27 protein-coding genes are annotated in these 24,093 nt (G+C 70.3%); 4 read left to right on the plus strand and 23 right to left on the minus strand.

Annotated elements, in window-relative coordinates; translation table 11 throughout:
• Window positions 1-177: 177 nt before the first annotated feature.
• The 4 genes from O3S82_RS14205 to O3S82_RS14220 form a co-directional block, all read right to left on the minus strand.
• Entirely contained in the window at window positions 178-1,410 is a 1,233-nt protein-coding gene (locus O3S82_RS14205) for an acyl-CoA dehydrogenase family protein (RefSeq protein ID WP_179422804.1), read from the minus strand.
• A gap of 35 nt (window positions 1,411-1,445) precedes the next feature.
• Entirely contained in the window at window positions 1,446-2,255 is an 810-nt protein-coding gene (locus O3S82_RS14210) for an SDR family oxidoreductase (protein ID WP_179422802.1), read from the minus strand.
• 98 nt (window positions 2,256-2,353) lie between these two features.
• The gene (locus tag O3S82_RS14215) at window positions 2,354-3,043 is read right to left on the minus strand and encodes an HAD-IA family hydrolase (RefSeq protein ID WP_269303692.1); all 690 of its coding nucleotides are present in this window, start codon (window positions 3,041-3,043) and stop codon (window positions 2,354-2,356) included.
• The gene (locus O3S82_RS14220; RefSeq protein ID WP_179422798.1) at window positions 3,040-4,551 is read right to left on the minus strand and encodes a class I adenylate-forming enzyme family protein; all 1,512 of its coding nucleotides are present in this window, start codon (window positions 4,549-4,551) and stop codon (window positions 3,040-3,042) included. Before O3S82_RS14220 ends, O3S82_RS14215 begins: the two co-directional genes overlap by 4 nt.
• A gap of 167 nt (window positions 4,552-4,718) precedes the next feature.
• On the opposite strand from O3S82_RS14220, the gene O3S82_RS14225 reads away from it, so the two are divergent.
• A complete protein-coding gene (locus O3S82_RS14225) occupies window positions 4,719-5,222 on the plus strand; it encodes a thioesterase family protein (RefSeq protein WP_179422796.1) in 504 nt (167 codons plus the stop codon).
• A gap of 87 nt (window positions 5,223-5,309) precedes the next feature.
• Entirely contained in the window at window positions 5,310-5,804 is a 495-nt protein-coding gene (locus tag O3S82_RS14230; RefSeq protein WP_179422794.1) for a DUF3253 domain-containing protein, read from the plus strand.
• A gap of 3 nt (window positions 5,805-5,807) precedes the next feature.
• Here the strand turns inward: O3S82_RS14230 and O3S82_RS14235 are convergent, their stop codons facing one another.
• The 13 genes from O3S82_RS14235 to O3S82_RS14295 form a co-directional block, all read right to left on the minus strand.
• A complete protein-coding gene (locus O3S82_RS14235; protein ID WP_269303696.1) occupies window positions 5,808-7,967 on the minus strand; it encodes a S8 family serine peptidase in 2,160 nt (719 codons plus the stop codon).
• Window positions 7,968-8,066: 99 nt separating this feature from the next.
• Window positions 8,067-10,082, minus strand: coding sequence for a S8 family serine peptidase (locus O3S82_RS14240; RefSeq protein ID WP_269303697.1), 2,016 nt, complete (start codon window positions 10,080-10,082; stop codon window positions 8,067-8,069).
• A 281-nt stretch (window positions 10,083-10,363) separates the two neighbouring features.
• On the minus strand, window positions 10,364-10,906 hold the full coding sequence (gene rplQ / locus O3S82_RS14245; protein WP_269303699.1) for a 50S ribosomal protein L17: 543 nt from the start codon (window positions 10,904-10,906) through the stop codon (window positions 10,364-10,366).
• A gap of 34 nt (window positions 10,907-10,940) precedes the next feature.
• The gene (locus tag O3S82_RS14250; RefSeq protein ID WP_179422786.1) at window positions 10,941-11,951 is read right to left on the minus strand and encodes a DNA-directed RNA polymerase subunit alpha; all 1,011 of its coding nucleotides are present in this window, start codon (window positions 11,949-11,951) and stop codon (window positions 10,941-10,943) included.
• A gap of 64 nt (window positions 11,952-12,015) precedes the next feature.
• Window positions 12,016-12,624: a 30S ribosomal protein S4 gene (gene rpsD, locus O3S82_RS14255; protein WP_179422784.1), complete on the minus strand. Its 609-nt coding sequence runs from the start codon at window positions 12,622-12,624 to the stop codon at window positions 12,016-12,018.
• Window positions 12,625-12,659: 35 nt separating this feature from the next.
• On the minus strand, window positions 12,660-13,058 hold the full coding sequence (rpsK, locus tag O3S82_RS14260) for a 30S ribosomal protein S11 (RefSeq protein WP_078699099.1): 399 nt from the start codon (window positions 13,056-13,058) through the stop codon (window positions 12,660-12,662).
• A gap of 8 nt (window positions 13,059-13,066) precedes the next feature.
• Entirely contained in the window at window positions 13,067-13,435 is a 369-nt protein-coding gene (gene rpsM / locus O3S82_RS14265; RefSeq protein WP_179422782.1) for a 30S ribosomal protein S13, read from the minus strand.
• A gap of 171 nt (window positions 13,436-13,606) precedes the next feature.
• Window positions 13,607-13,720, minus strand: coding sequence for a 50S ribosomal protein L36 (gene rpmJ, locus O3S82_RS14270; RefSeq protein WP_008361054.1), 114 nt, complete (start codon window positions 13,718-13,720; stop codon window positions 13,607-13,609).
• Window positions 13,721-13,769: 49 nt separating this feature from the next.
• A complete protein-coding gene (infA, locus tag O3S82_RS14275; protein WP_007078610.1) occupies window positions 13,770-13,991 on the minus strand; it encodes a translation initiation factor IF-1 in 222 nt (73 codons plus the stop codon).
• A 134-nt stretch (window positions 13,992-14,125) separates the two neighbouring features.
• Complete coding sequence (locus O3S82_RS14280; RefSeq protein ID WP_269303714.1) at window positions 14,126-14,491, minus strand: DUF1330 domain-containing protein; 366 nt, start codon at window positions 14,489-14,491, stop codon at window positions 14,126-14,128.
• Between the two features lie 18 nt (window positions 14,492-14,509).
• Entirely contained in the window at window positions 14,510-15,817 is a 1,308-nt protein-coding gene (locus O3S82_RS14285; RefSeq protein ID WP_269303716.1) for a M20/M25/M40 family metallo-hydrolase, read from the minus strand.
• Complete coding sequence (locus O3S82_RS14290; protein WP_179422776.1) at window positions 15,814-17,253, minus strand: MFS transporter; 1,440 nt, start codon at window positions 17,251-17,253, stop codon at window positions 15,814-15,816. The genes O3S82_RS14285 and O3S82_RS14290 overlap by 4 nt, the downstream gene beginning before the upstream one ends.
• A 53-nt stretch (window positions 17,254-17,306) precedes the next feature.
• Window positions 17,307-17,762 carry an Lrp/AsnC family transcriptional regulator gene (locus O3S82_RS14295; protein WP_179422774.1) on the minus strand — a complete coding sequence of 152 codons (456 nt, stop codon included), beginning with the start codon at window positions 17,760-17,762 and terminating at the stop codon, window positions 17,307-17,309.
• 125 nt (window positions 17,763-17,887) lie between these two features.
• On the opposite strand from O3S82_RS14295, the gene ddaH reads away from it, so the two are divergent.
• Window positions 17,888-18,745 carry a dimethylargininase gene (gene ddaH / locus O3S82_RS14300; RefSeq protein ID WP_179422773.1) on the plus strand — a complete coding sequence of 286 codons (858 nt, stop codon included), beginning with the start codon at window positions 17,888-17,890 and terminating at the stop codon, window positions 18,743-18,745.
• 3 nt (window positions 18,746-18,748) lie between these two features.
• Here ddaH and O3S82_RS14305 read toward each other — a convergent pair whose 3' ends face one another.
• Window positions 18,749-19,285, minus strand: coding sequence for a maleylpyruvate isomerase family mycothiol-dependent enzyme (locus O3S82_RS14305; protein ID WP_179422771.1), 537 nt, complete (start codon window positions 19,283-19,285; stop codon window positions 18,749-18,751).
• Between the two features lie 50 nt (window positions 19,286-19,335).
• Here O3S82_RS14305 and O3S82_RS14310 point away from each other — a divergent pair, with 50 nt between their 5' ends.
• Entirely contained in the window at window positions 19,336-20,157 is an 822-nt protein-coding gene (locus O3S82_RS14310) for an AraC family transcriptional regulator (RefSeq protein WP_269303722.1), read from the plus strand.
• Window positions 20,158-20,273: 116 nt separating this feature from the next.
• On the opposite strand, the gene O3S82_RS14315 is transcribed toward O3S82_RS14310, so the two are convergent.
• From O3S82_RS14315 to rplO, 5 genes are all read right to left on the minus strand, one after another.
• Complete coding sequence (locus tag O3S82_RS14315) at window positions 20,274-20,690, minus strand: hypothetical protein (protein ID WP_269303723.1); 417 nt, start codon at window positions 20,688-20,690, stop codon at window positions 20,274-20,276.
• Window positions 20,691-20,827: 137 nt separating this feature from the next.
• A complete protein-coding gene (gene map / locus O3S82_RS14320) occupies window positions 20,828-21,646 on the minus strand; it encodes a type I methionyl aminopeptidase (RefSeq protein ID WP_179422765.1) in 819 nt (272 codons plus the stop codon).
• A 14-nt stretch (window positions 21,647-21,660) separates the two neighbouring features.
• Window positions 21,661-22,233, minus strand: a complete 573-nt coding sequence (locus O3S82_RS14325; RefSeq protein WP_269303726.1) for an adenylate kinase — start codon at window positions 22,231-22,233, stop codon at window positions 21,661-21,663.
• Window positions 22,230-23,534 (minus strand): preprotein translocase subunit SecY, encoded by a 1,305-nt coding sequence (secY, locus tag O3S82_RS14330; RefSeq protein ID WP_179422763.1) that lies wholly within the window; start codon window positions 23,532-23,534, stop codon window positions 22,230-22,232. Before secY ends, O3S82_RS14325 begins: the two co-directional genes overlap by 4 nt.
• A gap of 118 nt (window positions 23,535-23,652) precedes the next feature.
• Entirely contained in the window at window positions 23,653-24,093 is a 441-nt protein-coding gene (gene rplO, locus O3S82_RS14335) for a 50S ribosomal protein L15 (RefSeq protein ID WP_179422761.1), read from the minus strand.

Raw genomic sequence — 24,093 nt, forward strand, 5'->3', positions numbered from 1 at the left:
GGTCGGATCTTTCCTGGGAATCGGGGGTTTTCTCGGACCGCCGAGGGCGGCTCGCGCGGCTGCTTGTGCTGCTCGTCACAGCCTAAGTCATAGTCGAACTCAAGTTCAGGTCGGGGTCCGACCCGTGGACACGGGCGGCGGGACAGAGGAGTATCCCGCCGCCCGTGCGGTCCGGCGTCAGGCGCGCGAGAGCTCGCGCTCCATGCGGCGCAGCTCGACCCGCGCGATGGTGCGCTTGTGGACCTCGTCGGGGCCGTCGGCGATGCGCAGCGTGCGCTGGTGGGCGTAGAAGCTCGCCAGCGGGAAGTCGTCGGTGACGCCGCCGCCGCCGTGCACCTGGATCGCGCGGTCGATGATCTTGAGCGCGATCTCCGGGGCCGCCACCTTGATGGCCGCGATCTCGGTGCGGGCCTTCTGGTTGCCCACGGTGTCCATCAGGTACGCCGTCTTGAACACCAGCAGGCGGATCATCTCGATCTCGATGCGGGCCTCGGCGATCCAGTCCTGGACGTTCGAGCGGTTCGCGACGGGCTCGCCGAACGTCGTGCGGCTCTGGGCGCGCGCGATCATCAGGTCGAGGGCGCGCTCGGCCATGCCGATGGAGCGCATGCAGTGGTGGATGCGGCCGGGGCCGAGGCGGGCCTGGCTGATCATGAAGCCGTCGCCCTCGCCGGCGAGCAGCGCGGTCTTGGGCACGCGGACGTCCTCGAAGAGGATCTCGGCGTGGCCCTCACGGTCCATGTAGCCGAAGACCGGCAGGCCGCGGACGACCGTGACGCCGGGGGTGTCGATCGGGACGACCATCATCGACTGCTGACGGTGCGTCTCGGCCTCGAAGTTGGTCTTGCCCATGACGATGAGCACCTTGCAGTTGGCGTGCAGGGCGTTCGAGGCGAACCACTTGCGGCCGTTGAGGACGTACTCGTCGCCGTCGGGGGTCATGCTGAGCTCGACGTTGGTGGCGTCCGAGCTGGCGACCGCGGGCTCGGTCATGCAGAACGCCGAGGCCATCTCGCCGGCCAGGAGCGGCTTGAGGTACTTCTCCTTGTGCTCCTCGGTGCCGAACAGCTGGAGGACCTCCATGTTGCCCGTGTCGGGAGCGTTGCAGTTGATCGCCTCGGGCGCGATGTACGGGCTGCGGCCCGTGATCTCGGCCAGCGGCGCGTAGTCGAGGTTGCTCAGGCCGGGCGATCCCCAGGCCTCGTCCTTGTGGGGGTGGAACAGGTTCCACAGCCCGCGGCTCTTCGCCTCGGCCTTGAGCTCCTCGAGGATCGGCGGGTGGAAGTTCGGGTTGCCCGACTCCGCCATCTGCTGGTGGTAGACGGCCTCGGCCGGGTAGACGTGCTCGTCCATGAAGGCGAGCAGCTTCGCCTGGTACTCCTTGGCGGTGTCCGAGAGTTCGAAATGCATGTCAGCTCCTTGCTGGCTGTGGGTGGGGTCGGGGGTCAGGCCAGCGAGGCCTGGTAGCGGCGCATGCCGGCGATCCAGCGGTCGATGTCTCCGGCCTTGCGGGACTGGAAGACCTTGACCTCGGGGTGCGGCAGGATCAGGAACTCCTCGGACTCCATCGCCTTCAGCACGATCGCGGCGACCTCGTCGGCCTCGAGCACGCCACCGGCGTCGGTGACGGCCTGGGCGGCACGGCGCTGCGTCTCGTTGGTGATCGGGGCGCCGCCGGTGAGCATGTCGGTGTTGACGCCCATGGGGCACAGGCAGCTGACGGCCACGCCCTGGTCGCCGTAGGTGATCGCGAGCCACTCGGCGAACGCGACGGCGCCGTGCTTGCTGACCGAGTAGGTGGCCGAGCCGATCTGCGTCAGCAGGCCGGCGGCCGACGCGGTGGACACGAAGTAGCCCTGGCCGCGCTCGATCCAGCCGGGGACGAGCAGCTTGGCGGCGCGCACGTGCGCCATGACGTTGACCTGGTGGGCGAGGTCCCAGTCCTCCTCGGAGGCCTCCAGGGTCACTCCCCCGCCGACGCCGGCGTTGGCGAAGTAGAGGTCGACCGGGCCGAAGGACTCCTCGGCGACGGCGATCAGGCGCTCGATCTGGGCGGTCTGCGAGACGTCGCCCGCGACCGCGACGGCCGAGCCGGGCGTGGCCTCGTTGAGACGGGCCGCGACGGCCTCGACGCCGTCGGACTTGAGGTCCGCGACGACGACCTTCGCGCCGGCCGCGACCAGCGCGTCCGCGAGGGCGGCTCCGATGCCGCCACCGGCTCCGGTGACGACGGCGACCTTGCCGTGGATGTCCATGGTGCTCCTCCGAGTGGGGACGGTCCGGGGCCCGCGGTGCGGGTCCGCGAGGGGGACCGTGACGTGCTTCACACCCTAATCTGAATTCGGACTCAAGTTCAAGTCCCGGTCGTCACGGGCGCCGCGCCCAGCGTCTCCGGGTCCAGTCCGAGCAGTCCGGCCAGCGCCGGGATCGTGCGCGCGGCGTCGCTGTGGACGATGCCGCCCATCCCCAGCGCGTGGGCCGCGCGGATGTTCATCGCGAGGTCGTCGATCATGATCGCCTCGGCCGGACGCACGCCCAGCCGCTCGCAGGCGACCTCGTAGAGCCGGCGCGACGGCTTGCGCACGCCCTCGCGGCCCGAGATCGCCTGGACCTCGAACAGCTCGTCCAGGCCGTGGCCGGTGTAGCAGTCGCGACCGAGCGAGTTCGAGACCAGCGCGACCGCGACACCCTCCTCCTTGAGGCGACGGACGAGCGCGGTCATCGCGTGGTCGGGGTGCAGGTCCTGCTGCATCCGCGCGATCAGGCCAGCGGCCTCGACCGTGTGGCCCTGGGCCGCCAGGGCGCCCGCGAGCGCCTCCTCGAAGACCTCGTCCTCCACGCGGCCGCACTCGTGGTCGACCAGCGCGGCCTGCGCAGCCTCGTCGTGCGACAGCGCGTTGACGACGGCGTGCGGGTCGCCGGCGCAGGCCTCACGACTGAACCGCTCGAACGAGGCGAAGACGCTCGCGGTGAGCACTCCCCCGAAGTCGAACAGCACGGCGCGCGGCGTCTCGGCCGACGCGACGACCTCGACGTCGCTCATCGGGCGCGAGCCGCCGACTCGGCGAGCTCGCGCAGCGCGCTCTTGTCGATCGAGCGCTTGAGGATCTTGCCGGTCGCGCCCTTGGGCAGCGCGTCGACGAAGGAGTAGATGCGCGGCACCTTGTACGCCGAGAGGCGCTGCTTGGCCCACGTGCGGATCTCGTCGCCGTTCAGCTCGTGGCCGGGAGCCGACGCGATCACCGCGGCGATCTCCTCGCCGTAGTGGTCGTCGGGGATGCCGACGACCGCCACCTCGACGATGCCGGGGTGCTCGTACAGCACCTCCTCGACCTCGCGCGGGTACACGTTGTAGCCGCCGCGGATCACGAGGTCCTTCACGCGGTCGACGATCGTCAGGTAGCCGTCGGCGTCGACCGAGCCGAGGTCGCCGGACTTCAGCCAGCCGTCGACGAGCTCCTTCGCGTTGACGTCAGGACGGTTCCAGTAGCCCTTCATGACGGTCGGGCCCTTGATGAAGACCTCGCCGACCTCGCCAGGTGCCAGCACGCGGCCCTCCGAGTCGCGGATCTCGACCTGCGTGCCGGGCAGGGTCGGGCCGGTGGTGCCCGTCCGCTGCTCGCGGTGGATGTCGTTGAAGGTCGCCGCACCGGTGGTCTCGGTGAGGCCGTAGCCCTCGAGGATCGTGCAGCCGAAGCGCTCGGTGAAGGCGCGGATGATCTCCACCGGCAGCGAGGCGCCGCCCGACGAGGCCATCCGCAGCGAGGCGAAGTCCTCGGGCGTGTAGTCGCCCTGCGCGTGCAGCATCGCGTTCCACATCGTCGGAACGCCCGAGACGGTGGTCAGCTGGTCGCTCTTGACCATGTCGAGCATCTTCTCGGCGCTGAACGGCGACAGCAGCGAGAAGGAGGCGCCGATCGCGAGCGCCGTGTTCATGCAGACCGCCTGGCCGAAGACGTGGAACAGCGGGAGCGCCGTGCCGAAGCGGTCGTCGGCGGTGAGCTCGAGCACGGGCAGGAACGAGTCGACCGTGGCGTCGAGGTTGAGCGCGGTCAGCTCGGCGCCCTTGGGACGGCCGGTCGTTCCCGAGGTGTAGAGGATGATCGCGGTGTCGTCGGGTGCGTGGTCGTGCGCGTCCTGCAGCGGCTCGGCGTCGAAGGCCAGGCCGGGCTCGAGCTGCCAGAACTCCACGCCGCGGTCGGCGGCGGCCTCGCGCGCCGCGTCGGCGCACTCGTGCCAGGCGATGACCAGCGAGGCCTCGGAGTCGTCGAGGACGTAGCCGATCTCGGGGGACGTCGACATGACGTTCATCGTCGTCACGGTCACGCCGGCGGCGTGGAGGCCGTAGTAGACCTCGGGGAACTCGGTGATCGTCGGCGCGATGAACAGCACGCGGTCCAGCGGCGCGAGCCCGGCGGCGCGCACGGCGCCCGCGACGCGGCGGTTCGTCTCACGCAGCTCCGCGTACGTCACGGTGCGCGGCGAACGGAGCGCGACCCGGTCCGGCTCGGAGTCGGCGTGGGCCCAGATCCGCGAAACGATGTTGACCATGCGTGTCCTTCGATTGCCTCGGCTGTGATGCGGCTCATGGTCCTGCATCACAAGGTGAACTTGGTTTCAGATTTAAACACGATAGCCCGGCAGGCCTCGTCCGGACCACCCCCGTTCCATGGGGCGAGCGTCTGATCCGGAATCCGGCTCTGGTTAGAGTGACCGCCATGACCACCCCCGCACGGCCCACCGTGGACGACCTCGACGCCCTCGGCACCGCGATGCGCCTCGTCGCCCCGCCGGAGTTCGAGGACGGCAACGGGCACGTCAACGTCTGCCACTACTACCGGCTCCACATGGAGGGCTCGGACCTGGCGTTCCGCGAGCTGGGCTTCGACGACGACTACCGCCACCGCACGGGTCACAGCGTCTTCAGCGTCGAGCACCACGTCCGGTTCCTCGACGAGTCCCTCGTCGGCGACGAGCTCTCGGTGCACCTGCGGATCCTCGGCGTGGGTCCGAAGACGGTCCACGGCCAGACGATCCTGGCGAACCGCTCCCGCGGCACCGTGGCAAACACGCTGGAGTTCCTCGAGCTGCACGTCGACCTCAGCACCCGCCGCACGACGCCGATGCCCGACGACATGGTCAAGCCGCTGGAGTTCCTGCGCGACGAGCACGCGGCGCTGCCGTGGTCGCTCCCTCTCGCCGGTCCCCTCGGCGTCCGCTGACCACCCTGTCCGCTGACCACCCTGTCCGCTGACCACCCTGCGTCACCCCGTGGGCTCGACTAGCGTCGAGGCGACGGGAGGACGCCCATGCCGAGGGACACCGAGTCGGAGCGCACCCCCGACGGCCACTTCCTGGTCATCGGTGGGCGGAAGTGGCGCGCCACGGATCCGCAGATCCCCGATGCGCTGCGCCAGGAGCTGGTCGACGAGCTGATGAGCGCGCGACGGGCGGTGAAGGCCGGCGAGCCCGACGCCCGCGACCGGGTCGGCGACGCCAAGGTCGCCCTCGGCGAACGGGGCCGGCCGTGGTGGGAGGAGCCCACCGACCACTCGATCGCCGCCCGCTCGACCGCCGCGATGCGCGCCCTGCTCCGCAAGCGTGGCGGCTCGACGATCTGTCCCAGCGACGTCGCCCGCGTGGTCGGCGGAGAGCAGTGGCGCGACCGCATGGACGCGGTCCGTCGCCTCGCGGACGACCTCGCCGAGGACGGCGTCGTCGTGGTCACCCAGCGCGGCGAGCCGGCGTCGGCGAACACCGCGAAGGGCCCCGTCCGCATCGGACGGGGCGACCGCTTCGCCTGAGGGTCAGCGGACCCGCACGACCTTGCTGACCTGGCCCGACGTCACCTGGGCGTCGCCGGAGTAGACCACGCGGATCCGGTGCTTGCCCTTCTTCGTGATCTTCGGCAGCAGAATCGCGACCTTGCCGCCGCTCGAGGCGTACAGGCGCTTCGTCGCGATCCGCTTGCGGCCGTCGTAGACCCGGATCGTGCCGGTGGGCCGCACCAGCGGCGCGGACACCCGCACGACGAGGCGCGCACGCTTCGTGCGCTTGAGGCTCGACGCCACCGACATCGCCACCCGCGAGCGGGCCTTCGTCGCGGGCACCGAGACGGTGGCCGTCCGGAAGATCCCGGCGAAGCTGCCCGACGCGACCGTGTCACGCACCGTCAGGGTGCGGCCGAGGTCGGCCGCCGTGATCCGGTACGTCGCGCCCGTGCCCACGCGCGTGGACCCGCGCCACCACGAGATCGCCGACGTGCCGCCGGAGTTCGTCAGGCCGCGCGAGGTCGCGCGCAGCACTCCCCCGGGCGCCCGCGTGCCCGAGAGCAGCGGCGCGCCGAGCGGTGCCGTGACCTTCGACAGGTCGAGGATGCCCGCGCCGCAGTAGCCCGCGTCCTCGCTCGAGGACTCGCAGTTGACTGAGGCCACGGTGCGCTCGACACCGCCGAGGAGGATCTTCGGCTCCTGCGGGACGTCGGAGAACGGCTGCACCGCCGCCTTCAGCTGCGCCTCGACCCGAGCGGGATCAGTGACGCCGAGCGAGTAGAGCAGCGCCGCGCCGGCCGAGACCGCCGGGGCGGCCATGCTCGTGCCCTGGTACCAGCCGTACGAGGGCTCGCCCGGCTCCTTCTCACCGTCGTTGAGCGTCGAGCGGATGCCGCGGTCCTCACGCGACGGCAGGATGTTCTGGTCGCCGCCGGCGGCCGCGAGGTCCGAGCCGACGCCGGCCGTGGAGTACCAGGCGCGGTGTCCGGTGTCGCTCGTGGCGACGACGCTCACGTAGCCGTCGCACGCAGCCGGCACGCTCTGCGAGACGGGGAAGATCGTCGGGCCGGACGCGTTGCCCGCGGCGGCCACCAGCGTGGCGCCGGCGTCCCGGGCGAGACCGGCGACCTCGCTGTAGACCGCGCAGACCGCCTCCACTTCCGCGGAGTCCTCGTACTCGCCGCCGAGCGAGAGGTTGATGACCTGCGCCGGCGTGCGGTTGACCGGCACGTCGTACTCGCTCAGGTCGTAGCCCGCCGCCCACAGGATGCCGAAGAGGATGTCGGTGTCCCAGCCACCGCAGTGCCCCAGCACACGGACCGGCTGCACCTTCACGCCCGGCGCCAGGCCGGCCACGCCGATGCCGTTGTCGGCCTTGGCGGCGACCGTGCCGGCCACGTGCGTGCCGTGCCACGTGCTGTCCTGGGTGTACCAGGCCGGGTCGTCGTCGCCGATCGAGTCGCCGTAGCAGGCGGCGACGAGGTCCTCGTCCAGCCAGTCGCCGGGGTCGGAGGGGTCGGCGTCCCAGCCGTCACCGTCGCCGGCGTTGATGTAGGTGCCGTCGTAGTAGCAGTCGCCGAGCTCGTCCGGCGTGCACTCGTCGTCGACGAAGTCGTACCCGGCGACCGTCTGGCCGGCCAGGTCGGGGTGCGCCGCGAGGCCGGTGTCGACGACGGCGACGACGGTGGAGGCACTGCCACGGGTCGCGCGCCAGAGCGACGGCGCCTTCGTCGTGTAGCCGCCGTCGTCCCGCGTGGTGTCCCAGAGGTTGCCCTGCGTGAGGAAGTCCGGGTCGTTCACGGAGACGGGCGGTGCGCTCGAGATCGTGCGCAACGTGTCGGGCGCGACCCACTCGACGTCGGCGCGGGCCGAGAGCGCGTCGATGGCCGGGCCGAGATCCTCGACGGGCACCGGCTGATCGAGCTCCAGCACCGACAGACCGGCCGGCGCGGCGCGCGTCGAGCCGATGTCGGCACCGGGCAGGCGAGCCTCGGCCGACCGCGCGAGCGACGACCGGCGCGCCGTCGTGGCGGTCGTGGCCTTGACGATCAGGCCGCGCGCGACGCGCGGCGGCTGCTTCGCCGCGGGGCTCTCGACCCCCGCCGGCTCGGATGGCTGGGCGGAGGCCGCCGTGCTCACGAGCGCCGAGGCGACCAGGAGCAGGGGCAGGGCGGTGAGGGCGAGGGTGCGACGCACAGGGTGTCCTGTCTCGAGGTGGTTCCCCCCGACGGGAACGACCTCAGCAGGATAGGGCAGGCCCCGTGCGTCACACCATCCCCTCGCATCACACGAGGATCAGCGGACGCGCACGACCTTGCTCTTCTTCGTGGCGCTCACCTTCGTGCTGCCGGAGTAGATCACCCGGATGCGGTGCTTGCCCTTCTTTTTGATCTTGGGCAGCGTGATCGTGACCTTGCCCTTGTTCTTGGAGTAGATCTTCTTGACGGCGATGCGCTTGTTGCCGTCGTAGACCCGGATCGTGCCGGTGGCGCGCACGTAGGGGGCCTTGATCTTGACCCGCAGCTTGACCTTCTTGGACTTGCTGAACTTCGACGGCATCGAGAACGCCATCTTCGGCTTCGACTTCACCACGACCGAGCGCTGGTGGAAGATCGCGCGCGAGCCGTTGGTGGCGGTGGCCCGCACGGTGACGCGCTTGCCGAGGTCGGCCTTCGTCACGCGGTAGGTCGTGCCGTAGCGGACGACCTTCGAGCCGCGGTACCAGGTCAGGCGCACGGTCGCGCCGTTGCGCCACGATCCGGTGGTCGCGCGGAGGGTGCGACCAACACGGGCGGCGCCGCTGATGCGCGGGGCGCTCGTGGGGGCCTTGGCCATCAGCACGTTGTAGGCGCTGACCACACCGGAGCCGCACTGCGCGGCCGTGCAGTTGGCGGAACGACGAGCCGTGGCCTTGAGGACCCGCTCCACGACGTCGGGGTTCGTGATGCCGACCGAGTACGCCAACGCGGCCGTCGCGGCCACGGCGGGCGTGGCCATGCTGGTGCCCTGGTTCGCGGCGTACGTGTGGCTGCCCGGCGCCTGCGGTCCGTTGTTGTACGTGGACATGATGTTCACGCCGGGAGCCGCGACGTCGATGCCGCGGCCGTAGTTCGAGAACGAGGCGCGGTTGCCGTTGGTGTCCGTGGCGGCGACCGCGATGAAGCCGGGGCAGACCGACGGGACGTTGTAGGCGTGGTTGGAGCCGTTGTTGCCGGCCGCGGCCACGATCGTCGAGCCACGCTTGCGGGCGATCGAGGCGATCTGACCGTAGAACTGGCAGAGCTGACGCACCTGCGTGGTGTTGGGGACGTATCCGCCGAGCGAGAGGTTGATGACCTTCGACGGGGTGCGGTTGACCGGCACGGTGCCGTGGCGGCGACCGTCGTACGCGGTCACGTTGGCGCCCGAGGCCCACAGGATGCCCATGGCGATGTCCCAGTCGGTGCCGCCGCAGCGGCCCAGGACGCGGACGGGCTGGATCTTCACGGTCGGGGCGATGCCGACGACGCCGATGCCGTTGTTGCGCTTCGCGGCGATCGTGCCGGCCACGTGCGTGCCGTGCCACGTGCTGTTGTCCGGGCCCATGTACTCGCACAGCGCGCTGCTGGTGCGGCCGTCGCCGGGATCGGACGGGTCGGCGTCCCAGCTGCTGCGGTCGTTGGCGCTGATGTACGTGCGGCGGTACGCGTACCGCGAGCACGAGGCGTTCATGCAGTCGTACTCGTCGTCGACGAAGTCGCGACCGGCGACGAACTGGCCGGAGAGGTCGGGGTGACCCATCAGCGCGCCGGTGTCCAGCACGCCGACGCGCACGCTCGGCGAGCCGGTCGTGATGTCCCAGGCGCGGTTCGCGTGGACGCCCCACGTGCCGGTCAGGTTCCACAGGCGACCGTTGGTGTACTGCGGATCGTTGGCGGTGGCCGACGGCAGGCGCACGCCGTTGGGCACGGCCCACTCGACGGCCGGGTTGTCCTCCAGCTGCTCGATCGCGTCGTCGAGGTCGGTGGCGTCCACCTGCGTCGACAGGTCGAGCACGCCGAGGTCGCTCGCGCCCTCGGTCGAGTTCGCGACCCCGACGCCGTCGGGCAGCTCGGCAGCGACCTCGTCGGTGAGGTCACCGACCTCGGTGTCCGCGTCGTCGGCGAGCTTCACGATGATGCCGCGCGCCGGCTGGGGCGCATCGGTGGTGTTGAGCGGCGCCCCGGCCGCGGGCTCGGTCTGGGCGACCGCGGTCATCGCGCCGCCGGCGAGGGCGAGCGACGTCACGACCGGGACGACGAGAGTGAGTGGACGGCGCAGACGCAGCGTCATGGATGGACCTTCCCCGAAAGCAATGAGCCACCTCATGCGCGAGGGGCCACGCGCGAGCATATCCCGAAACCCCCGCCTCCCCGGCATCGGCGGGCTGGCAGAGCGGTGAGTGGTCAACCCTTCCCGCGCGGAGGCGGTGAGCTGTCAACCGCATGGACCCTCGATGCGGTTGATGGCTCACCGCGCCCCAGCAGGTTCGGTTGACAGCTCACCGCCCCCGCAGGCTCCCGGGAACGACGAAGCGCCCACCCCGTGCGGGGTGGGCGCTTCGTGCGGAGGTGTTACTTGGTCTCGTCCTCGGAGGCCTCGGGGGCCTCCTCGGCGACGGCCTCGTCGGCGGGAGCCTCGGTGGTCTCCTCGGCCGGAGCCTCGGTGGCCTCGTCGGTCGCGGCCTCCTCGACCGGGGCCTCCTCGACCGCCGGGGCGGCCTCGGCACGCGGGGCCTTCGGCGCGCTGGCGTCGAACTCCTTGGTCTCCACGATCTCGATGACGGCCATGGGGGCGTTGTCGCCCTTGCGCGGACCGATCTTCGTGATGCGCGTGTAGCCGCCCGGGCGGGTGGCCATGGCCGGGCCGATCTCGGTGAAGAGCGTGTGCAGGACGCCCTTGTCACGGATGACCTTGACGACCTGGCGGCGGTTGGCCACCGTGTCGGTCTTGGCCTTCGTGATGAGGTGCTCGGCGTACGGACGCAGACGCTTGGCCTTGGCCTCGGTCGTCGTGATGCGGCCGTGCTCGAACAGGCTCTGGGCCAGGTTGGCCAGGATCAGCCGCTGGTGCGAGGGGCTGCCGCCGAGGCGAGGACCCTTGGTGGGGGTGGGCATGTCGTTACTCCTGAATCAGTGGTGTCAGAGCAGCTCAGTACTGCTCGTCCTCGGCGAAACCGGCGTCCTCGTCGAAGTTGTCGATGACGGCGGAGGGATCGAAGCCCGACGGGCTGTCCTTGAGCGACAGACCGAGCTCGGCGAGCTTGGCCTTGACCTCGTCGATCGACTTCGAACCGAAGTTGCGGATGTCCAGCAGGTCCTGCTCGCTGCGCGTGATGAGCTCACCCACGGTGTGGATGCCCTCGCGCTTGAGGCAGTTGTACGAGCGAACCGTGAAGTCCAGGTCCTCGATCGCCAGCGCCAGGTCGGCGGCCAGCTGCTCGTCGACCGGCGACGGGCCGATGTCGATGCCCTCGGCCTCGACGTTGAGCTCACGGGCCAGACCGAACAGCTCGACCAGGGTGGACCCGGCCGACGCGATCGCGTCGCGCGGCAGGATCGAGGCCTTGGTCTCGACGTCGATGATCAGCTTGTCGAAGTCGGTGCGCTGCTCGACTCGGGTGGCCTCGACCTTGTAGGTGACCTTCAGGACCGGGCTGTAGATCGAGTCGACCGGCATGCGGCCGATCTCCTCGTCGCCGGTCTTGTTCTGGACGGCCGAGACGTAGCCGCGGCCACGCTCGACGACCAGCTCGATCTCGAGGCGGCCCTTGTCGTTCAGGGTGGCGACGTGCAGGTCCGGGTTGTGGACCTCCACACCGGCCGGCGGCGTGATGGCGGCGGCGGTGACGTCACCGGCCTCATCGGCGCGCAGGTACATCACGACGGGCTCGTCGATGGTCGAGGAGACCACGAGGTTCTTCAGGTTGAGGATGATCTCGGTGACGTCCTCGGTGACGCCCTCGATGGTCGAGAACTCGTGGAGGACACCGTCGATCTTGATCGAGGTGACGGCCGCACCCGGGATCGACGACAGCAGCGTGCGACGCAGCGAGTTGCCGAGGGTGTAGCCGAAGCCGGGCTCGAGGGGCTCGATGACGAACCGCGAACGGAACTCGTCGACGACCTCTTCGGACAGGACGGGGCGCTGGGCGATCAGCATGGTGTTTCTTCCTTTCCGGACCCACCGCTATATGAGGGCCGGGTTGGTGGACAGAGGTGGAGGATCAGATCTTCGAGTAGAACTCGACGATCAGCTGCTCCTGGATCGGAACGGTGATCTGCTCGCGGACCGGGTTCTGGTGAACCAGGATGCGGCCACGCTCGGGCGACACGTCGAGCCAGCCGGGCACGGTGTCGGAGTCGTGCGTCTCGCGCGCCACGATGAACGGCGTCGTCTCCAGGCTCTTGGCCTTGACATCGATGATGTCGTGCTTGCTGACCTGGAAGGACGGGATGTTCGTCTTGACGCCGTTGACCAGGAAGTGACCGTGGGTCACCAGCTGGCGGGCGTGACGACGCGTGCGGGCCAGGCCGGCACGGTAGACGACGTTGTCGAGACGGCTCTCGAGCAGGCTGAGCAGGTTGTCACCGGTCTTGCCGGGACGGCGCGAGGCCAGCTCGTAGTACTTGCGGAACTGCTTCTCGAGGACGCCGTAGGTGTAGCGCGCCTTCTGCTTCTCCTGCAGCTGGGTGCGGTACTCCGACTCCTTGACGCGGGTGCGGCCGTGCTGGCCGGGCGCGTACGGACGGCGCTCGAAGGCCTTGTCCCCACCGACGAGGTCGACGCCGTAGCGGCGCGACTTCTTGGTGAGAGGTCCGGTGTAACGGGCCATGGTTGATTACTCCTTGAAGAAAAGTCGACGACGCGTCAGAGACGACGGTGCTTGGGCGGACGGCAGCCGTTGTGCGGGCTGGGGGTCACGTCAGAGATGGTGCCGACCTCGAGGCCGACGCCGCTGAGCGACCGGATCGCCGTCTCGCGTCCCGAGCCGGGGCCCTTGACGAAGACGTCGACCTTCTTCATGCCGTGGTCCATCGCCTGACGTCCGGCGGCCTCGGCGGCCATGCCGGCGGCGTACGGAGTCGACTTGCGCGAGCCCTTGAAGCCGACGGTTCCGCCGGAGGCCCACGCGATCACCGCACCGCTGGGGTCGGTGATCGTCACGTGCGTGTTGTTGAACGTGCTCTTGATGTGGGCCTCGCCCTGAACGACGTTCTTCTTCTCCTTGCGGCGCACCTTCTTGGCACCGGAGTTCTTGGGGGGCATCGGCTACCTCACTTCTTCTTTCCGGCGACGGTGCGCTTGGGGCCCTTGCGGGTGCGCGCGTTGGTCTTGGTGCGCTGGCCGCGAACGGGCAGGTGCGCACGGTGACGGCGGCCCTGGTAGGAGCCGATCTCCATCTTGCGGCGGATGTCCGCCGTGACCTCGCGGCGCAGGTCACCCTCGACCTGGTAGTTCGCCTCGATGTGGTCACGGAGCGCGACGAGCTGGTCGTCGTTCAGCTCGTGAACGCGGGTGTTGGGGTCGATGCCGGTGGCGGCGAGGGCCTCGACCGCACGCGTGCGGCCGATCCCGAAGATGTACGTGAGTCCGATCACCACGCGCTTTTCGCGCGGCAGATCCACTCCGACGAGGCGTGCCATGTGCTGGCAGTTCCTTTCGGTTAAGCAGAGGTGTCGTCACCTGGGGCACCTCGATCGCCTCGATCGAGCTCCGGCCTCTGCGCCGGAGGTGACACCCGGGGACTCCGCCTGGTGGCGGGGCCCGGATGAGCCGTCAGATGTTCAGGGTGCTGCGTTGAAGAAGGTTGCTGCTCAGCCCTGGCGCTGCTTGTGGCGCGGGTTCTCGCAGATCACCATGACGCGGCCGTGGCGACGGATCACCTTGCACTTGTCACAGATCTTCTTCACGCTCGGGTTGACCTTCATCGAGAAGCTCTCTCTTCGGTACGAACTGAACGTGGGGGATGTGTAGTTGTCACTTGTAGCGGTAGACGATGCGTCCGCGGCTGAGGTCGTACGGCGAGAGTTCCACCACGACACGGTCCTCGGGGAGGATCCGGATGTAGTGCTGGCGCATCTTGCCGCTGATGTGCGCGAGGACCTTGTGGCCGTTGGCCAGCTCGACTCGGAACATCGCGTTGGGCAGGGCCTCGACGACCGCACCCTCCATCTCGATGACGCCTTCTTTTTTCGCCATACACCTCAACTTCTTCGTATCGACTGTTCGACCTGGCACGCACGTCTCCCCGCCCGTTCACGGGCTGCCGGAGGGCATGGGGATACGGCCCGACAAGGCCGACACACAAGTCTACGTCGAAAGGGGTGCCGGACTCAAATCGGCCAGGGAAGGCCCGCCTGCAGGACGGCCTCGTCGAGCGCCGCGGTGCGCAGGCCGGTGATCTGCTGGTACTCCGGATCGGCCACCATCTGGCTGAACGCGGCGCGCGACGGGTAGCGCACGAGCAGCACCGCGTCCCACGCCCAGCCCTCGGGTGCGACCAGCGCCGTCGCGAGGTCGCCGGCGTAGACGACCTCGCCGCCGACCCTCTCCAGGAACGGCCCGATGCGGGTCGTGTACTCGCGGTAGGAGGAGACGCCGTCCTCGCGGAACTGCAGCAGGTTGAGCATCACGACAGGACCTCCGGGGTCCTCGGCGAGGAACCGCTTGAGGTCGGCACCGGTGGGATCGACGGCCATGACGCGACCCTAGCGGCTTCAGTCCATCCCGGTGATGAGCGCGCGGTGGAAGGCCGCGCCCCGCTCGAGCGTGTCGATCGCGACCTTCTCGTTCGGCGCGTGGATCGAGTCGCGCTGCGCCCGGGTCATGTGCAGCGGCGCGAACCGGTAGACCGAGTCGCTGATCCGCGTGAAGTGCCGGGAGTCGGTGCCGCCGGTCTGCACGTACGGGACGACGGCGATGTCGGGACCGAGGGCCTTCACGGCCTCCCCCAGCGCGCGCCAGGCGTCGTTGTCGGTGCGCGACACCGGAGGCGGGTCCTCGCCGTCCATCCGCTCCACCTCGACGTCGAGACCGCGGAACAGCCTCTCGAGGCGGGCGCGCAGCTGCTCGCGGGTGTCCCCCACGGCCAGCCGCACGTTGACGTTGGCGCGCGCCTCGGTGGCCAGCACGTTGCGCGCCGGGCTGCCGCTGAGCTGGGTCACCGCCATCGTCGTGCGGACCATCGCGCCGGTCTCCTTGCCCAGCCGGGCCAGCAGCTCGGCCACGGGACGGTTCGCGCGGCGGGCGTGCGCGAGCACGGGCGCCACGGGCTTGGGCACCAGGCCGGCGAGGGCCTCGAGCATCTGCAGGACCGGCTCGGACAGGTGCGGCGTGGCCGGGTGCCGGTCGATCCGCACGATGGCCCGGGCCAGGCGCGCCGTGGCGCCGTTCTTCGACGGGGTGGACGCGTGCCCTCCCCCGCCGCGCGCCAGCAGGCCGACGTCGACGGTGCCCTTCTCGACGATGGCGACCATCGCGGTGGTGGCCGAGACGCCCGGCAGGCCGTCGTCGACGATCGCGCCGCCCTCGTCCGACACGAGCCACGGGCGCACGCCCATCGAGTCGAGGTGGTCGACGACCTCGGCCGCGCCGTGCCCGAAGACCTCCTCGTCGGAGCCGAAGGAGAGGTAGACGTCGCGGGCGGGCTCGAACCCCTCGGCCAGCAGCGACTCGACCGCCTCGGCGATGCAGACGAGCGGGCCCTTGTCGTCGAGGGCGCCGCGACCGTGGACGAAGCCGTCCTCGATGGCGCCCGAGAACGGGTCGCGCTCCCATTGCTCGGCGGGGGCGGGCACCACGTCGTAGTGCGCCATCAGCACGAGGGGGCGCTCGGTGGAGCGTCCGGGCCAGCGGAACAGCAGCGTGCCTCCCTCGAACTGCGTCAGCTCGAGAGCCGCGTGCAGGCTCGGGTAGAGCCGGGCGAACGTCTCGCGGAACGCGACGAACTCGGCCTCGTCCCGCTCGTCGGGCGCCGAGACGGTGCGACACGCGATCAGCTCGGCCAGGCGTGCGGCGGCGTTCATCGACCGATCTCCTCCTCGATGCCGGCCGGGTCGGCGAACGCCAGCCGCGGCACGAACGTCAGTCCGATCGCGGCCACGAACGCCGTGACCGAGCAGACGATCCAGACGGTGTAGTAGCCGGACATGGACGCAGCGGTCGCGTGCGTGGCGCCCGTCGCGAGGGCGACGCCGAAGACGCAGGACGCGAACGACCCGCCGATGGTCTTGGTGGTGTTGGTGAGGCCGGTCGCGACGGCGGTCCGGCCCTCGGGCGCCGCGGCCGCGGCGGCGGCGGGCAGCGCGGCGACCAGCGCGCCGGAGCCGAGCCCCGCCACCACCATGCACGCCGCCATCTGGGCGACGGAGTGGTGCAGCGGCACGAGCGAGGCGTAGCCGACCCCCACGAGGGTCGCCGCGCCGATGAGGCAGGCCCGCGGCGTGAACCGCTGGCTCACCCGGGCGAAGACGAGGGCGCCGATCAGCATCGAGAGCACGTAGCCGCCGATGATCGGAGCCACCGTCGAGGAGTTGAGGCCGAGTCCGTAGCCGTGCACGTCGGGGTCGGTCTGGGCGAAGGTCGACAGCGGGATCTGCGCGCCGAGCACGCTCACGCCGAACAGCAGGGCGGTGAACTGCACCGGCCACATCGAGGCGCGACGCATCACGCGCAGGTCGATGATCGGGTCGCCGGTCTGCAGCTCGTACGCGACGAACGGCACCAGGACCAGCGCGCCGAGGGCGATCGCGATCCAGGGCCACGGCGAGCCGACGCCGAGCACCCGCACCAGGGACAGGCCGCCGGTCACGAGCAGCAGGCTCGAGCTCAACAGGACCAGCCCGACGCCGTCGAGCGATCCCGACTGGCGCTCGTGGACGTCGGGGACGAAGCCGATGATGACGAAGACGACGCCGACGGTGAGCAGCCCCGGCACCGCCAGCACCATCCACAGCGAGTCGAACGCGGCGGACGTCGCACCCGCCGACAGGGCGCCGGCGATCGCGCCGGCCTGGAGGGCCGCGACGATGACGCCCGTCGCGCGCCGGGTGGCGGCGGCGCGCTGGTCCATCCCGGCGCTGCGCCGGTAGATCAGCGCGACCTCGAGGGGCAGCCAGACCGTGAACACGCCCTGCAGCGCCCAGAACACCAGGTAGGCCTCGAAGGTGGTGGCGAAGGCGATGCCGCACGTGGCGATCGCGGTCAGCACGGCCGACCACACCAGCACCTTCTGGTGCCCGATCAGGTCACCGAGCTTCGACAGCGGTGGGACGCACAGCGCCGAGAGCAGCAGCTGGGCCGCCTCGAACCAGTTGACGTCGGCGTCGTTGACGTGGAGGTGGCGCGCGATGTCGCTGGCCAGCGGCGTGTAGTACCCCTGAAGGAACCCGCTGACGAACTCGACGAACACGAGAGCGCCGACGAGTCCGGCTCCGACCGAGGCCGCGCGCGTTCGTTCCATCGCCACAGGCTAGACCCCGCGCTCGCCGTCCGGGGCGGGACCGCCGAGGTCGCTCAGCCCTCGACGCCGTGGCGGTCGTGGATGAGCCGCGACAGCACGATCGAGGTCTCGGTCTGGCTCACGCTGGCCGCACCGATGCGGATCTGCTCGAGCGCCTGCTCGAGGTCGCGCACGTCCTCGGCGACCAGGTGCAGGATCGCGTCGGCGGCGCCCGAGACCGTGGCCGCCGCGTGGACCTGCGGTACCTGCAGGAACGCCTCGCGCAGGACGTGCGGCGAGATCGTCCCCTGGCAGTGCACCTCGACGTAGGCCTCGGTGGTCCAGCCGCGGTGGTGCGGGTCGACCACCACGGTGAAGCCGCTGATGACGCCGGACTCGACGAGGCGGTCGACGCGGCGCTTCACGGCCGGCGCGGACAGGCCCACGCGCGAGCCGAGTGCGGCGTAGCTGGCCCGGCCGTCCTCGGTCAGGGCGTCCAGCAGGGAGCGGTCGATCTGGTCCAGGCTCATGCGCGCAACGTATCAAGTGCGAGGACCGGAAATGCGCAAGAAAGCGCCTGCCACGCGCGCGAAAAACCACTGGTTGTGGCATCGCACGCTCCCTAGGCTCGTGTCATCGTCCCCCGAGGAGCTCCATGACGCAGATCCTGACCACGCCCCTGGTCGCCCCCGTCCGAAGTGCGCGCACGCGCCACTACGTGATGTGCCCGCCCACCGAGTTCGACGTGGTCTACTCGATCAACCCGTGGATGGACCCCTCCACCGCGGTCGACCGCGAGCTCGCGCGCGCCCAGTGGCAGGCGCTGCAGGACGTGTACGCGGGTCTGGGGCACCGCATCGACCTGCTCGAGCCCGTCGCCGGACTGCCCGACATGGTGTTCGCGGCCAACGGTGCCGTCTCGGTGGCCGACCGCACGTACGGTGCCGCCTTCGCGTTCCCGCAGCGCCAGGCGGAGGCCCACGCGCACGTCGACTTCCTGCGCGCCGCCGGCCGCGAGGTCCATCGCCCGGCCCACACGAACGAGGGCGAGGGCGACTTCCTCGTCCTGCGCGACGTGGTGCTCGCCGGCCACGGCTTCCGCACCACGACCGACGCGCACCGCGAGGCCGAGGCCGCCCTCGGGCGTCCGGTGGTCTCGCTCGAGCTCGTCGACCCGCGGTTCTACCACCTCGACGTCGCCCTGGGCGTGCTCGACGACGGCCACGGTGACGGCCCGGCCGACATCGCCTGGTTCCCCGCCGCCTTCAGCCCCGCGGCGCGCCGCACCCTGCGACGGATGTTCCCCGGCGCCCTCGAGTGCTTCGAGGCCGACGCGCTCGCCTTCGGGCTGAACTTCGTCAGCGACGGCCGGAACGTCGTGCTGCCGGCCGAGGCCACCGGACTCGCCGCGTCCCTGCGCGAGCGAGGCTACGAGCCGGTGCCCGTCGAGCTCTCGGAGTTCGTCAAGGGCGGCGGCAGCGTGAAGTGCTGCACCGCCGAGCTGCACCGCTGACGCTCAGGCGGTGACGGGCGCGCGGCGGCCCATCCGCGCGAGCAGGCGCGTCTGGCGATCGGCGTCCTGCGGCACCTCGACCGGGGACCGGAAGACCCCGTCGTCGTAGGCGTGGTCGCCGAAGCCCTCGAAGGCGGCCTCCATCGCGTCCATGTCGGCCTCGGTGAAGGTCGTGGGCCGGCCGTTCGACGTGCCGAGGTCCCAGCCGTGCACGACGAGGTCGAAGCCGTAGAACGCGTCGAGGGTCGCGCCGATCGTGGTGCGGCCGAAGACGCCGTCGAACTCGCGCGATGTGACCGCGTCGTCCGTGGCGAGGGGCCGGATGGCGGCGAGGTGCTCGGCCCACGCCTGCGCGGGAGCGCCGGAGGGCCGCGGTCCCGCGTCGATCTCGTGCCGGGCGAGGAACTCGCGCTCGGTGTCGATCACGTGGTCGACGACGTCGGCGGCGGTCCACCCCTCGCAGGGGGACTCCGCGGACCAGTCGGTGGTGGCGGCGACGACGTCGCTGAAGCGGTCGGCCGCGTCGAGGTAGATGCTCATGACTCCAGCGTGGTCGCGGGACGGCCTCGACTCTTGAAAGAATCCGACACATGACCGGTGGAGACGACGTCCGGCGCATCGACCCGACCGAGCGGGCGCACCTGCTCGACGCGTCGGGCTACACGCCGCCCATCCACCGGTTCGCCCCCTCCCCCGCGCTCGCGTCCGTGGTGCGCCGGTACTGGATGCCCGTCTGGTCCCTGCCGGACGGCCACGTCACGGTCCAGCGCGTGCTCCAGTACCCGGTCTGCCTGATTGTCGTCTCCCACGAGTACGCGCGGCTGGTCGGCCCGAGCAGCGGCCTGTCCACCACCGAGCTGGGTGGGAGCGGCTGGGCCCTCGGCACGATGCTGCAGCCCGCGGCGGGCATCGCGCTGGCCGGCGGCCCCGTCGAGGGTCTGACCGACCGCGCGGTGCCGCTCGGGGACGGCAATCTCGTCTCCCGCATCCGCGCCGCGGCCGGCGAAGCCCCGGACGATCCCGAGCGGCAGCGGGCCGCCGTGGCTGCGATGGAGGAGTCGCTGAAGCGCCTGCTGCCCGTCGACGAGGAGGGCCTGCTGGTCAACGCGATCGTCGAGTACGTCGAGGGCGATCCCGAGGTCCAGCGCGTGCGACAGGTCTGCGAGAAGTTCGCGATCACGGAGCGCACCCTGCAGCGGCTCACCGCCCGCCGGATCGGACTCTCGCCGAAGTGGCTGATCCAGCGGCGCCGGCTGCACGAGGCGGCCGAGCGGTTGCGCGACGCGCCTCGACCCGACCTCGCCCGCGTGGCGGCCGACCTCGGCTACGCCGACCAGGCGCACTTCGGCCGCGACTTCCGCGCGGTCACCGGCCTGACCCCCGGCGAGTTCGCCGCCGAGCCCCGCGCCTGACCTCCGGTCAGCGAGATCTGTAGCGGTATCCACCGCTTTCCGGTGGATCGGCCGTCAAAAGGGTGGACAGCGCTGCACATCTCGCGCGCCGGAGGCGCGGTCGGGAGGGTCGAGGGTCAGACGCCGTCGCCGGAGTCCGCGGTGAGGACGTACCAGGTGTCGCCCTCTCGCTGGAGGTCCCAGGTGTCCTCGAGGCCGCCGGGCCACTGCACCGTGACGGTGGCGCTGTCGTCGACCACCTCGGCGGTCATCGGCACCTCCTCGAGATCGGCGCCGTCGGCGGTCCACTGACCCTCCTGGTCGCGGACGTCGCCGCACTCGAGGTCCTCCGGGACCAGGACGGTCTCCTTCACGGCCTCGCAGTCGCCCTCGTCGGACGCCATCAGGTACCGGCGCAGGGCGCGCTCGGCGTCCTGCGCTGCGGTCTCGCCGGGCGACGCACCGTAGCCGTCACCCGAGTCGTACGCGCCCCCGCCGCAGCCGCCGAGCAGGGCGACCACCATCAGGAACGGGACGACCCACGAGGTACGCATGCCTCCAGTCTGCCCCCGCGGCCAACCCGAGCCGAGCTGACGAGGATTCCCCTGTCAACAGGGGAATCCGTCACCTTGCGGGGGAAACGTCCTACGCAAGGTGCAGGGAAACCCCGCACGGTCGTTCGGCCGCATGGTCAGGAGGTGGGCTCGGCGCAGGGGACGCCGAGCTCGGCGAGGCGGGCTGCTCCGCCGTCGAGCGCGGTGAGCACCCACACGCCCTCCGTGGTGACGGTGATCGAGTGCTCGTGGTGCGCGGCCCACGTGCCGTCGGTGGTGACGGCCGTCCAGTCGTCCTCGAGGATCGCGGCGCGCGAGGTGCCGAGTGTGATCATCGGCTCGATCGCGAGCGCCATGCCCAGCTGCAGCTTGGGACCTTTGCCACGACGTCCGCTGTTGGGCACGTCGGGGGCCATGTGCATCTCCGAGCCGATGCCATGCCCGGTGAAGCCCTCGGTGATGCCGTAGCGGCCCTGGCTGCGGACGTAGGACTCGATCGCGTGCGAGATGTCGCCGACCCGGCCGCCGATGCGTGCCGCGGCGATGCCGCGCCACAGCGACTCCTCGGTGACCCGGTTCAGCTCGGCGACCTCGGGCGCGACCTCGCCGACCGGCACGCTGATCGCGGCGTCGCCGTGCCAGCCGTCGACGACGGCACCGAAGTCGATCGAGATCAGGTCGCCCTCGGCCAGCACCCGGTCGCCCGGGATGCCATGGACGATCTCGTCGTTGACCGAGGCGCAGATGACGCCCGTGAACCCGTGGTAGCCGAGGAAGTTCGACGTGGCACCCTCGGCGGCCAGCCGCTCACGGGCCAACGCATCGAGGTCGTCGGTGCTGACGCCGGGAGCGACGGCCGCGCGCAGCACCTCCAGGGTGCGGCCCACGACCAGGCCGGCCTGGCGCATCGAGGCCAGCTGCTCGGGCGTCTTCAGCTCGATCGACTCACCGAACATGGTGGATCCGTCCGTCAGGCGAGCGTGGACAGCGCGTCGGCGATGCGGGAGCCGACCTCGTCCGGGGTGCCCATGCCGTCGACCTCGATGAGCAGGCCACGGTCGCGGTACACCGCGAGCAGCGGCTCGGTCTCGTTGCGGTAGACGTCCTGGCGGTGCCGGATGACCTCTTCGGTGTCGTCCGACCGGCCGCTGACCTTCGCCCGCTCGAGCAGACGACCGATCAGCTCGTCCTCGACCACGGTGAGCGCGACGACGCCGTCGAGCTCGGAGCCGAGGTCGGACAGGATCTGGTCGAGCTTCGCGACCTGGTCGAGGGTGCGCGGGTAGCCGTCGAGCAGGAACGCCTCACGGGCGTCGTCCTGCGCGAGACGGTCGGCGACCATCGCGTTGGTGACCTCGTCGGGCACGTACTCGCCGGCGTCCATGTAGCGCTGCGCCGTCTTGCCCAGCTCGGTCTGCTGCGCCACGTTGGCGCGGAAGATGTCGCCGGTGGAGATGTGCGCACCGTTGATGCGCTCGGCGAGCGCCACGGCCTGCGTGCCCTTGCCCGCGCCGGGAGGACCCATGATGAGGAGTCGCGTCACTTGAGGAACCCTTCGTAGTTGCGCTGCTGCAACTGGCTTTCGATCTGCTTCACCGTGTCCAGGCCGACGCCCACGATGATGAGGATCGTCGTGCCGCCGAACGGGAAGTTCTGGTTGGCCCCGACCAACGCGATCGCGAGCATCGGGATGAGCGAGATCAGACCCAGGTACAGGGCGCCCGGAGCGGTGATGCGCGAGAGGACGTAGCCCAGGTAGTCCTGGGTGGGCTTGCCGGCGCGGATGCCCGGGATGAAGCCGCCGTACTTCTTCATGTTGTCGGCGACCTCCTCGGGGTTGAAGGTGATCGACACGTAGAAGTACGTGAAGAACACGATCAGCGCGAAGAAGGTGATCATGTAGTACGGGTGATCGCCCTGGACGAAGTGGTCCTGGATCCAGCTCGCGGCACCGGAGTCGGAGTTGAAGTTGACCCACAGGACCGGCAGGTACATCAACGACGAGGCGAAGATGACCGGGATGATGCCGGCCTGGTTCACCTTGAGCGGGATGTAGGTGGACGAGCCGCCGAACATGCGGCGTCCGACCATGCGCTTGGCGTACTGCACCGGGATGCGGCGCTGGGCCTGCTCGATGAAGATGACCAGCGCGACGACCGCGAGGCCGACGGCCACGACGACCGAGAAGGTGGCCCAGCCGTTCGTCTGGCGGATGTTCCACATCGCGCCGGGGAACGTGGCGACGACCTGCGTGAAGATCAGGATCGACATGCCGTTGCCGACGCCGCGGTCGGTGATGAGCTCGCCGAACCACATGATGACGGTGGTGCCGGCGACCATGACGGTGACGATGAGCAGGTACGACAGCATGCTGTCGGGGCTGTAGAGCAGCGGCAGGTTGCAGGCGCCCTGGAAGAGGTCGCCGCTGCGGGCGAGGGCCACGATGCCGGCGGCCTGCAGGATCGCGAGACCGACCGTGAGGTAGCGGGTGTACTGCGTGATCTTCGCCTGACCGGACTGGCCCTCCTTCTTGAGGGCCTCCAGTCGCGGGATGACCACGACGAGCAGCTGCAGGATGATGCTCGCGGTGATGTAGGGCATGATGCCCAGCGCGAACACGGTCAACTGCAGCAGCGCGCCGCCGGAGAAGACGTTGATCAGGGCGAACAGGCCGGCGTTCTCGCCGCCCGCCGCCAGGTCGACGCACTCGCGCACGTTGGCGACGTTGACCCCGGGCGCGGGCAGCATCGAGCCGAGCCGGAAGAGCACGACGATCCCCAGCACGAAGAGGATCTTGCGACGCAGTTCAGGTGTCCTGAACGCGTTCACGAAGACTTTGAGCACGAACTTCCTCCAGCTTCACGGCACGATGCCGTCTGACTTTAACAGTGAGCGAAACGGGCGGGCCCTCCCGATGGGGAGAACCCGCCCGATGTTCGCTGAACGACTCCGAACGACCGCGTCAGGACGCGGAGACGGAACCGCCGGCGGCCTCGATCTTGGCCTGGGCCGAGGCGGACACCTTGTCGACGGTTACCTGGACCGCCACGTCGATGTCGCCGCCTCCGAGCACCTTGACGGGCTGGCCCTTGCGGACCGCGCCCTTCTCGACGAGCGAGGGCACGTCGACCGTGCCGCCCTCGGCGAAGAGCTCGGCGATCCGGCCCACGTTGACGACCTGGTACTCGACCCGGAACGGGTTCGTGAAGCCCTTGAGCTTCGGCAGGCGCATGTGGAGCGGGATCTGGCCGCCCTCGAAGCCGGCCGACACCTGGTAGCGGGCCTTGGTGCCCTTGGTGCCGCGACCGGCGGTCTTGCCCTTGGAGCCCTCACCGCGACCCACGCGGGTCTTGGCGGTCTTGGCGCCCGGGGCGGGACGCAGGTGGTGCAACTTGATCGCCAT

The organism is Aeromicrobium sp. HA, from assembly GCF_027171405.1.
GTDB classification, from domain to species: domain Bacteria; phylum Actinomycetota; class Actinomycetes; order Propionibacteriales; family Nocardioidaceae; genus Aeromicrobium; species Aeromicrobium tamlense.

Excerpts from the sequence above, each read along its gene's own strand:
- ddaH (WP_179422773.1), top strand. The coding sequence starts at position 17,888 with ATGACGCAGATCCTGACCACGCCCCTGGTCGCCCCCGTCCGAAGTGCG.
- rplQ (WP_269303699.1), bottom strand. The coding sequence starts at position 10,906 with ATGCCCACCCCCACCAAGGGTCCTCGCCTCGGCGGCAGCCCCTCGCAC.
- O3S82_RS14295 (WP_179422774.1), bottom strand. The coding sequence starts at position 17,762 with ATGAGCCTGGACCAGATCGACCGCTCCCTGCTGGACGCCCTGACCGAG.
- O3S82_RS14205 (WP_179422804.1), bottom strand. The coding sequence starts at position 1,410 with ATGCATTTCGAACTCTCGGACACCGCCAAGGAGTACCAGGCGAAGCTG.
- rpsK (WP_078699099.1), bottom strand. The coding sequence starts at position 13,058 with ATGCCCCCCAAGAACTCCGGTGCCAAGAAGGTGCGCCGCAAGGAGAAG.
- O3S82_RS14280 (WP_269303714.1), bottom strand. The coding sequence starts at position 14,491 with ATGGCCGTCGATCCCACCGGTGCCGACCTCAAGCGGTTCCTCGCCGAG.
- map (WP_179422765.1), bottom strand. The coding sequence starts at position 21,646 with ATGTTCGGTGAGTCGATCGAGCTGAAGACGCCCGAGCAGCTGGCCTCG.
- infA (WP_007078610.1), bottom strand. The coding sequence starts at position 13,991 with ATGGCGAAAAAAGAAGGCGTCATCGAGATGGAGGGTGCGGTCGTCGAG.
- rpmJ (WP_008361054.1), bottom strand. The coding sequence starts at position 13,720 with ATGAAGGTCAACCCGAGCGTGAAGAAGATCTGTGACAAGTGCAAGGTG.
- O3S82_RS14215 (WP_269303692.1), bottom strand. The coding sequence starts at position 3,043 with ATGAGCGACGTCGAGGTCGTCGCGTCGGCCGAGACGCCGCGCGCCGTG.
- O3S82_RS14250 (WP_179422786.1), bottom strand. The coding sequence starts at position 11,951 with ATGCTGATCGCCCAGCGCCCCGTCCTGTCCGAAGAGGTCGTCGACGAG.
- O3S82_RS14285 (WP_269303716.1), bottom strand. The coding sequence starts at position 15,817 with ATGAACGCCGCCGCACGCCTGGCCGAGCTGATCGCGTGTCGCACCGTC.
- rplO (WP_179422761.1), bottom strand. The coding sequence starts at position 24,093 with ATGGCGATCAAGTTGCACCACCTGCGTCCCGCCCCGGGCGCCAAGACC.
- O3S82_RS14290 (WP_179422776.1), bottom strand. The coding sequence starts at position 17,253 with ATGGAACGAACGCGCGCGGCCTCGGTCGGAGCCGGACTCGTCGGCGCT.
- O3S82_RS14310 (WP_269303722.1), top strand. The coding sequence starts at position 19,336 with ATGACCGGTGGAGACGACGTCCGGCGCATCGACCCGACCGAGCGGGCG.
- rpsM (WP_179422782.1), bottom strand. The coding sequence starts at position 13,435 with ATGGCACGCCTCGTCGGAGTGGATCTGCCGCGCGAAAAGCGCGTGGTG.
- O3S82_RS14315 (WP_269303723.1), bottom strand. The coding sequence starts at position 20,690 with ATGCGTACCTCGTGGGTCGTCCCGTTCCTGATGGTGGTCGCCCTGCTC.
- O3S82_RS14210 (WP_179422802.1), bottom strand. The coding sequence starts at position 2,255 with ATGGACATCCACGGCAAGGTCGCCGTCGTCACCGGAGCCGGTGGCGGC.
- rpsD (WP_179422784.1), bottom strand. The coding sequence starts at position 12,624 with ATGGCCCGTTACACCGGACCTCTCACCAAGAAGTCGCGCCGCTACGGC.
- O3S82_RS14230 (WP_179422794.1), top strand. The coding sequence starts at position 5,310 with ATGCCGAGGGACACCGAGTCGGAGCGCACCCCCGACGGCCACTTCCTG.
- O3S82_RS14220 (WP_179422798.1), bottom strand. The coding sequence starts at position 4,551 with ATGGTCAACATCGTTTCGCGGATCTGGGCCCACGCCGACTCCGAGCCG.
- O3S82_RS14225 (WP_179422796.1), top strand. The coding sequence starts at position 4,719 with ATGACCACCCCCGCACGGCCCACCGTGGACGACCTCGACGCCCTCGGC.
- O3S82_RS14240 (WP_269303697.1), bottom strand. The coding sequence starts at position 10,082 with ATGACGCTGCGTCTGCGCCGTCCACTCACTCTCGTCGTCCCGGTCGTG.
- O3S82_RS14305 (WP_179422771.1), bottom strand. The coding sequence starts at position 19,285 with ATGAGCATCTACCTCGACGCGGCCGACCGCTTCAGCGACGTCGTCGCC.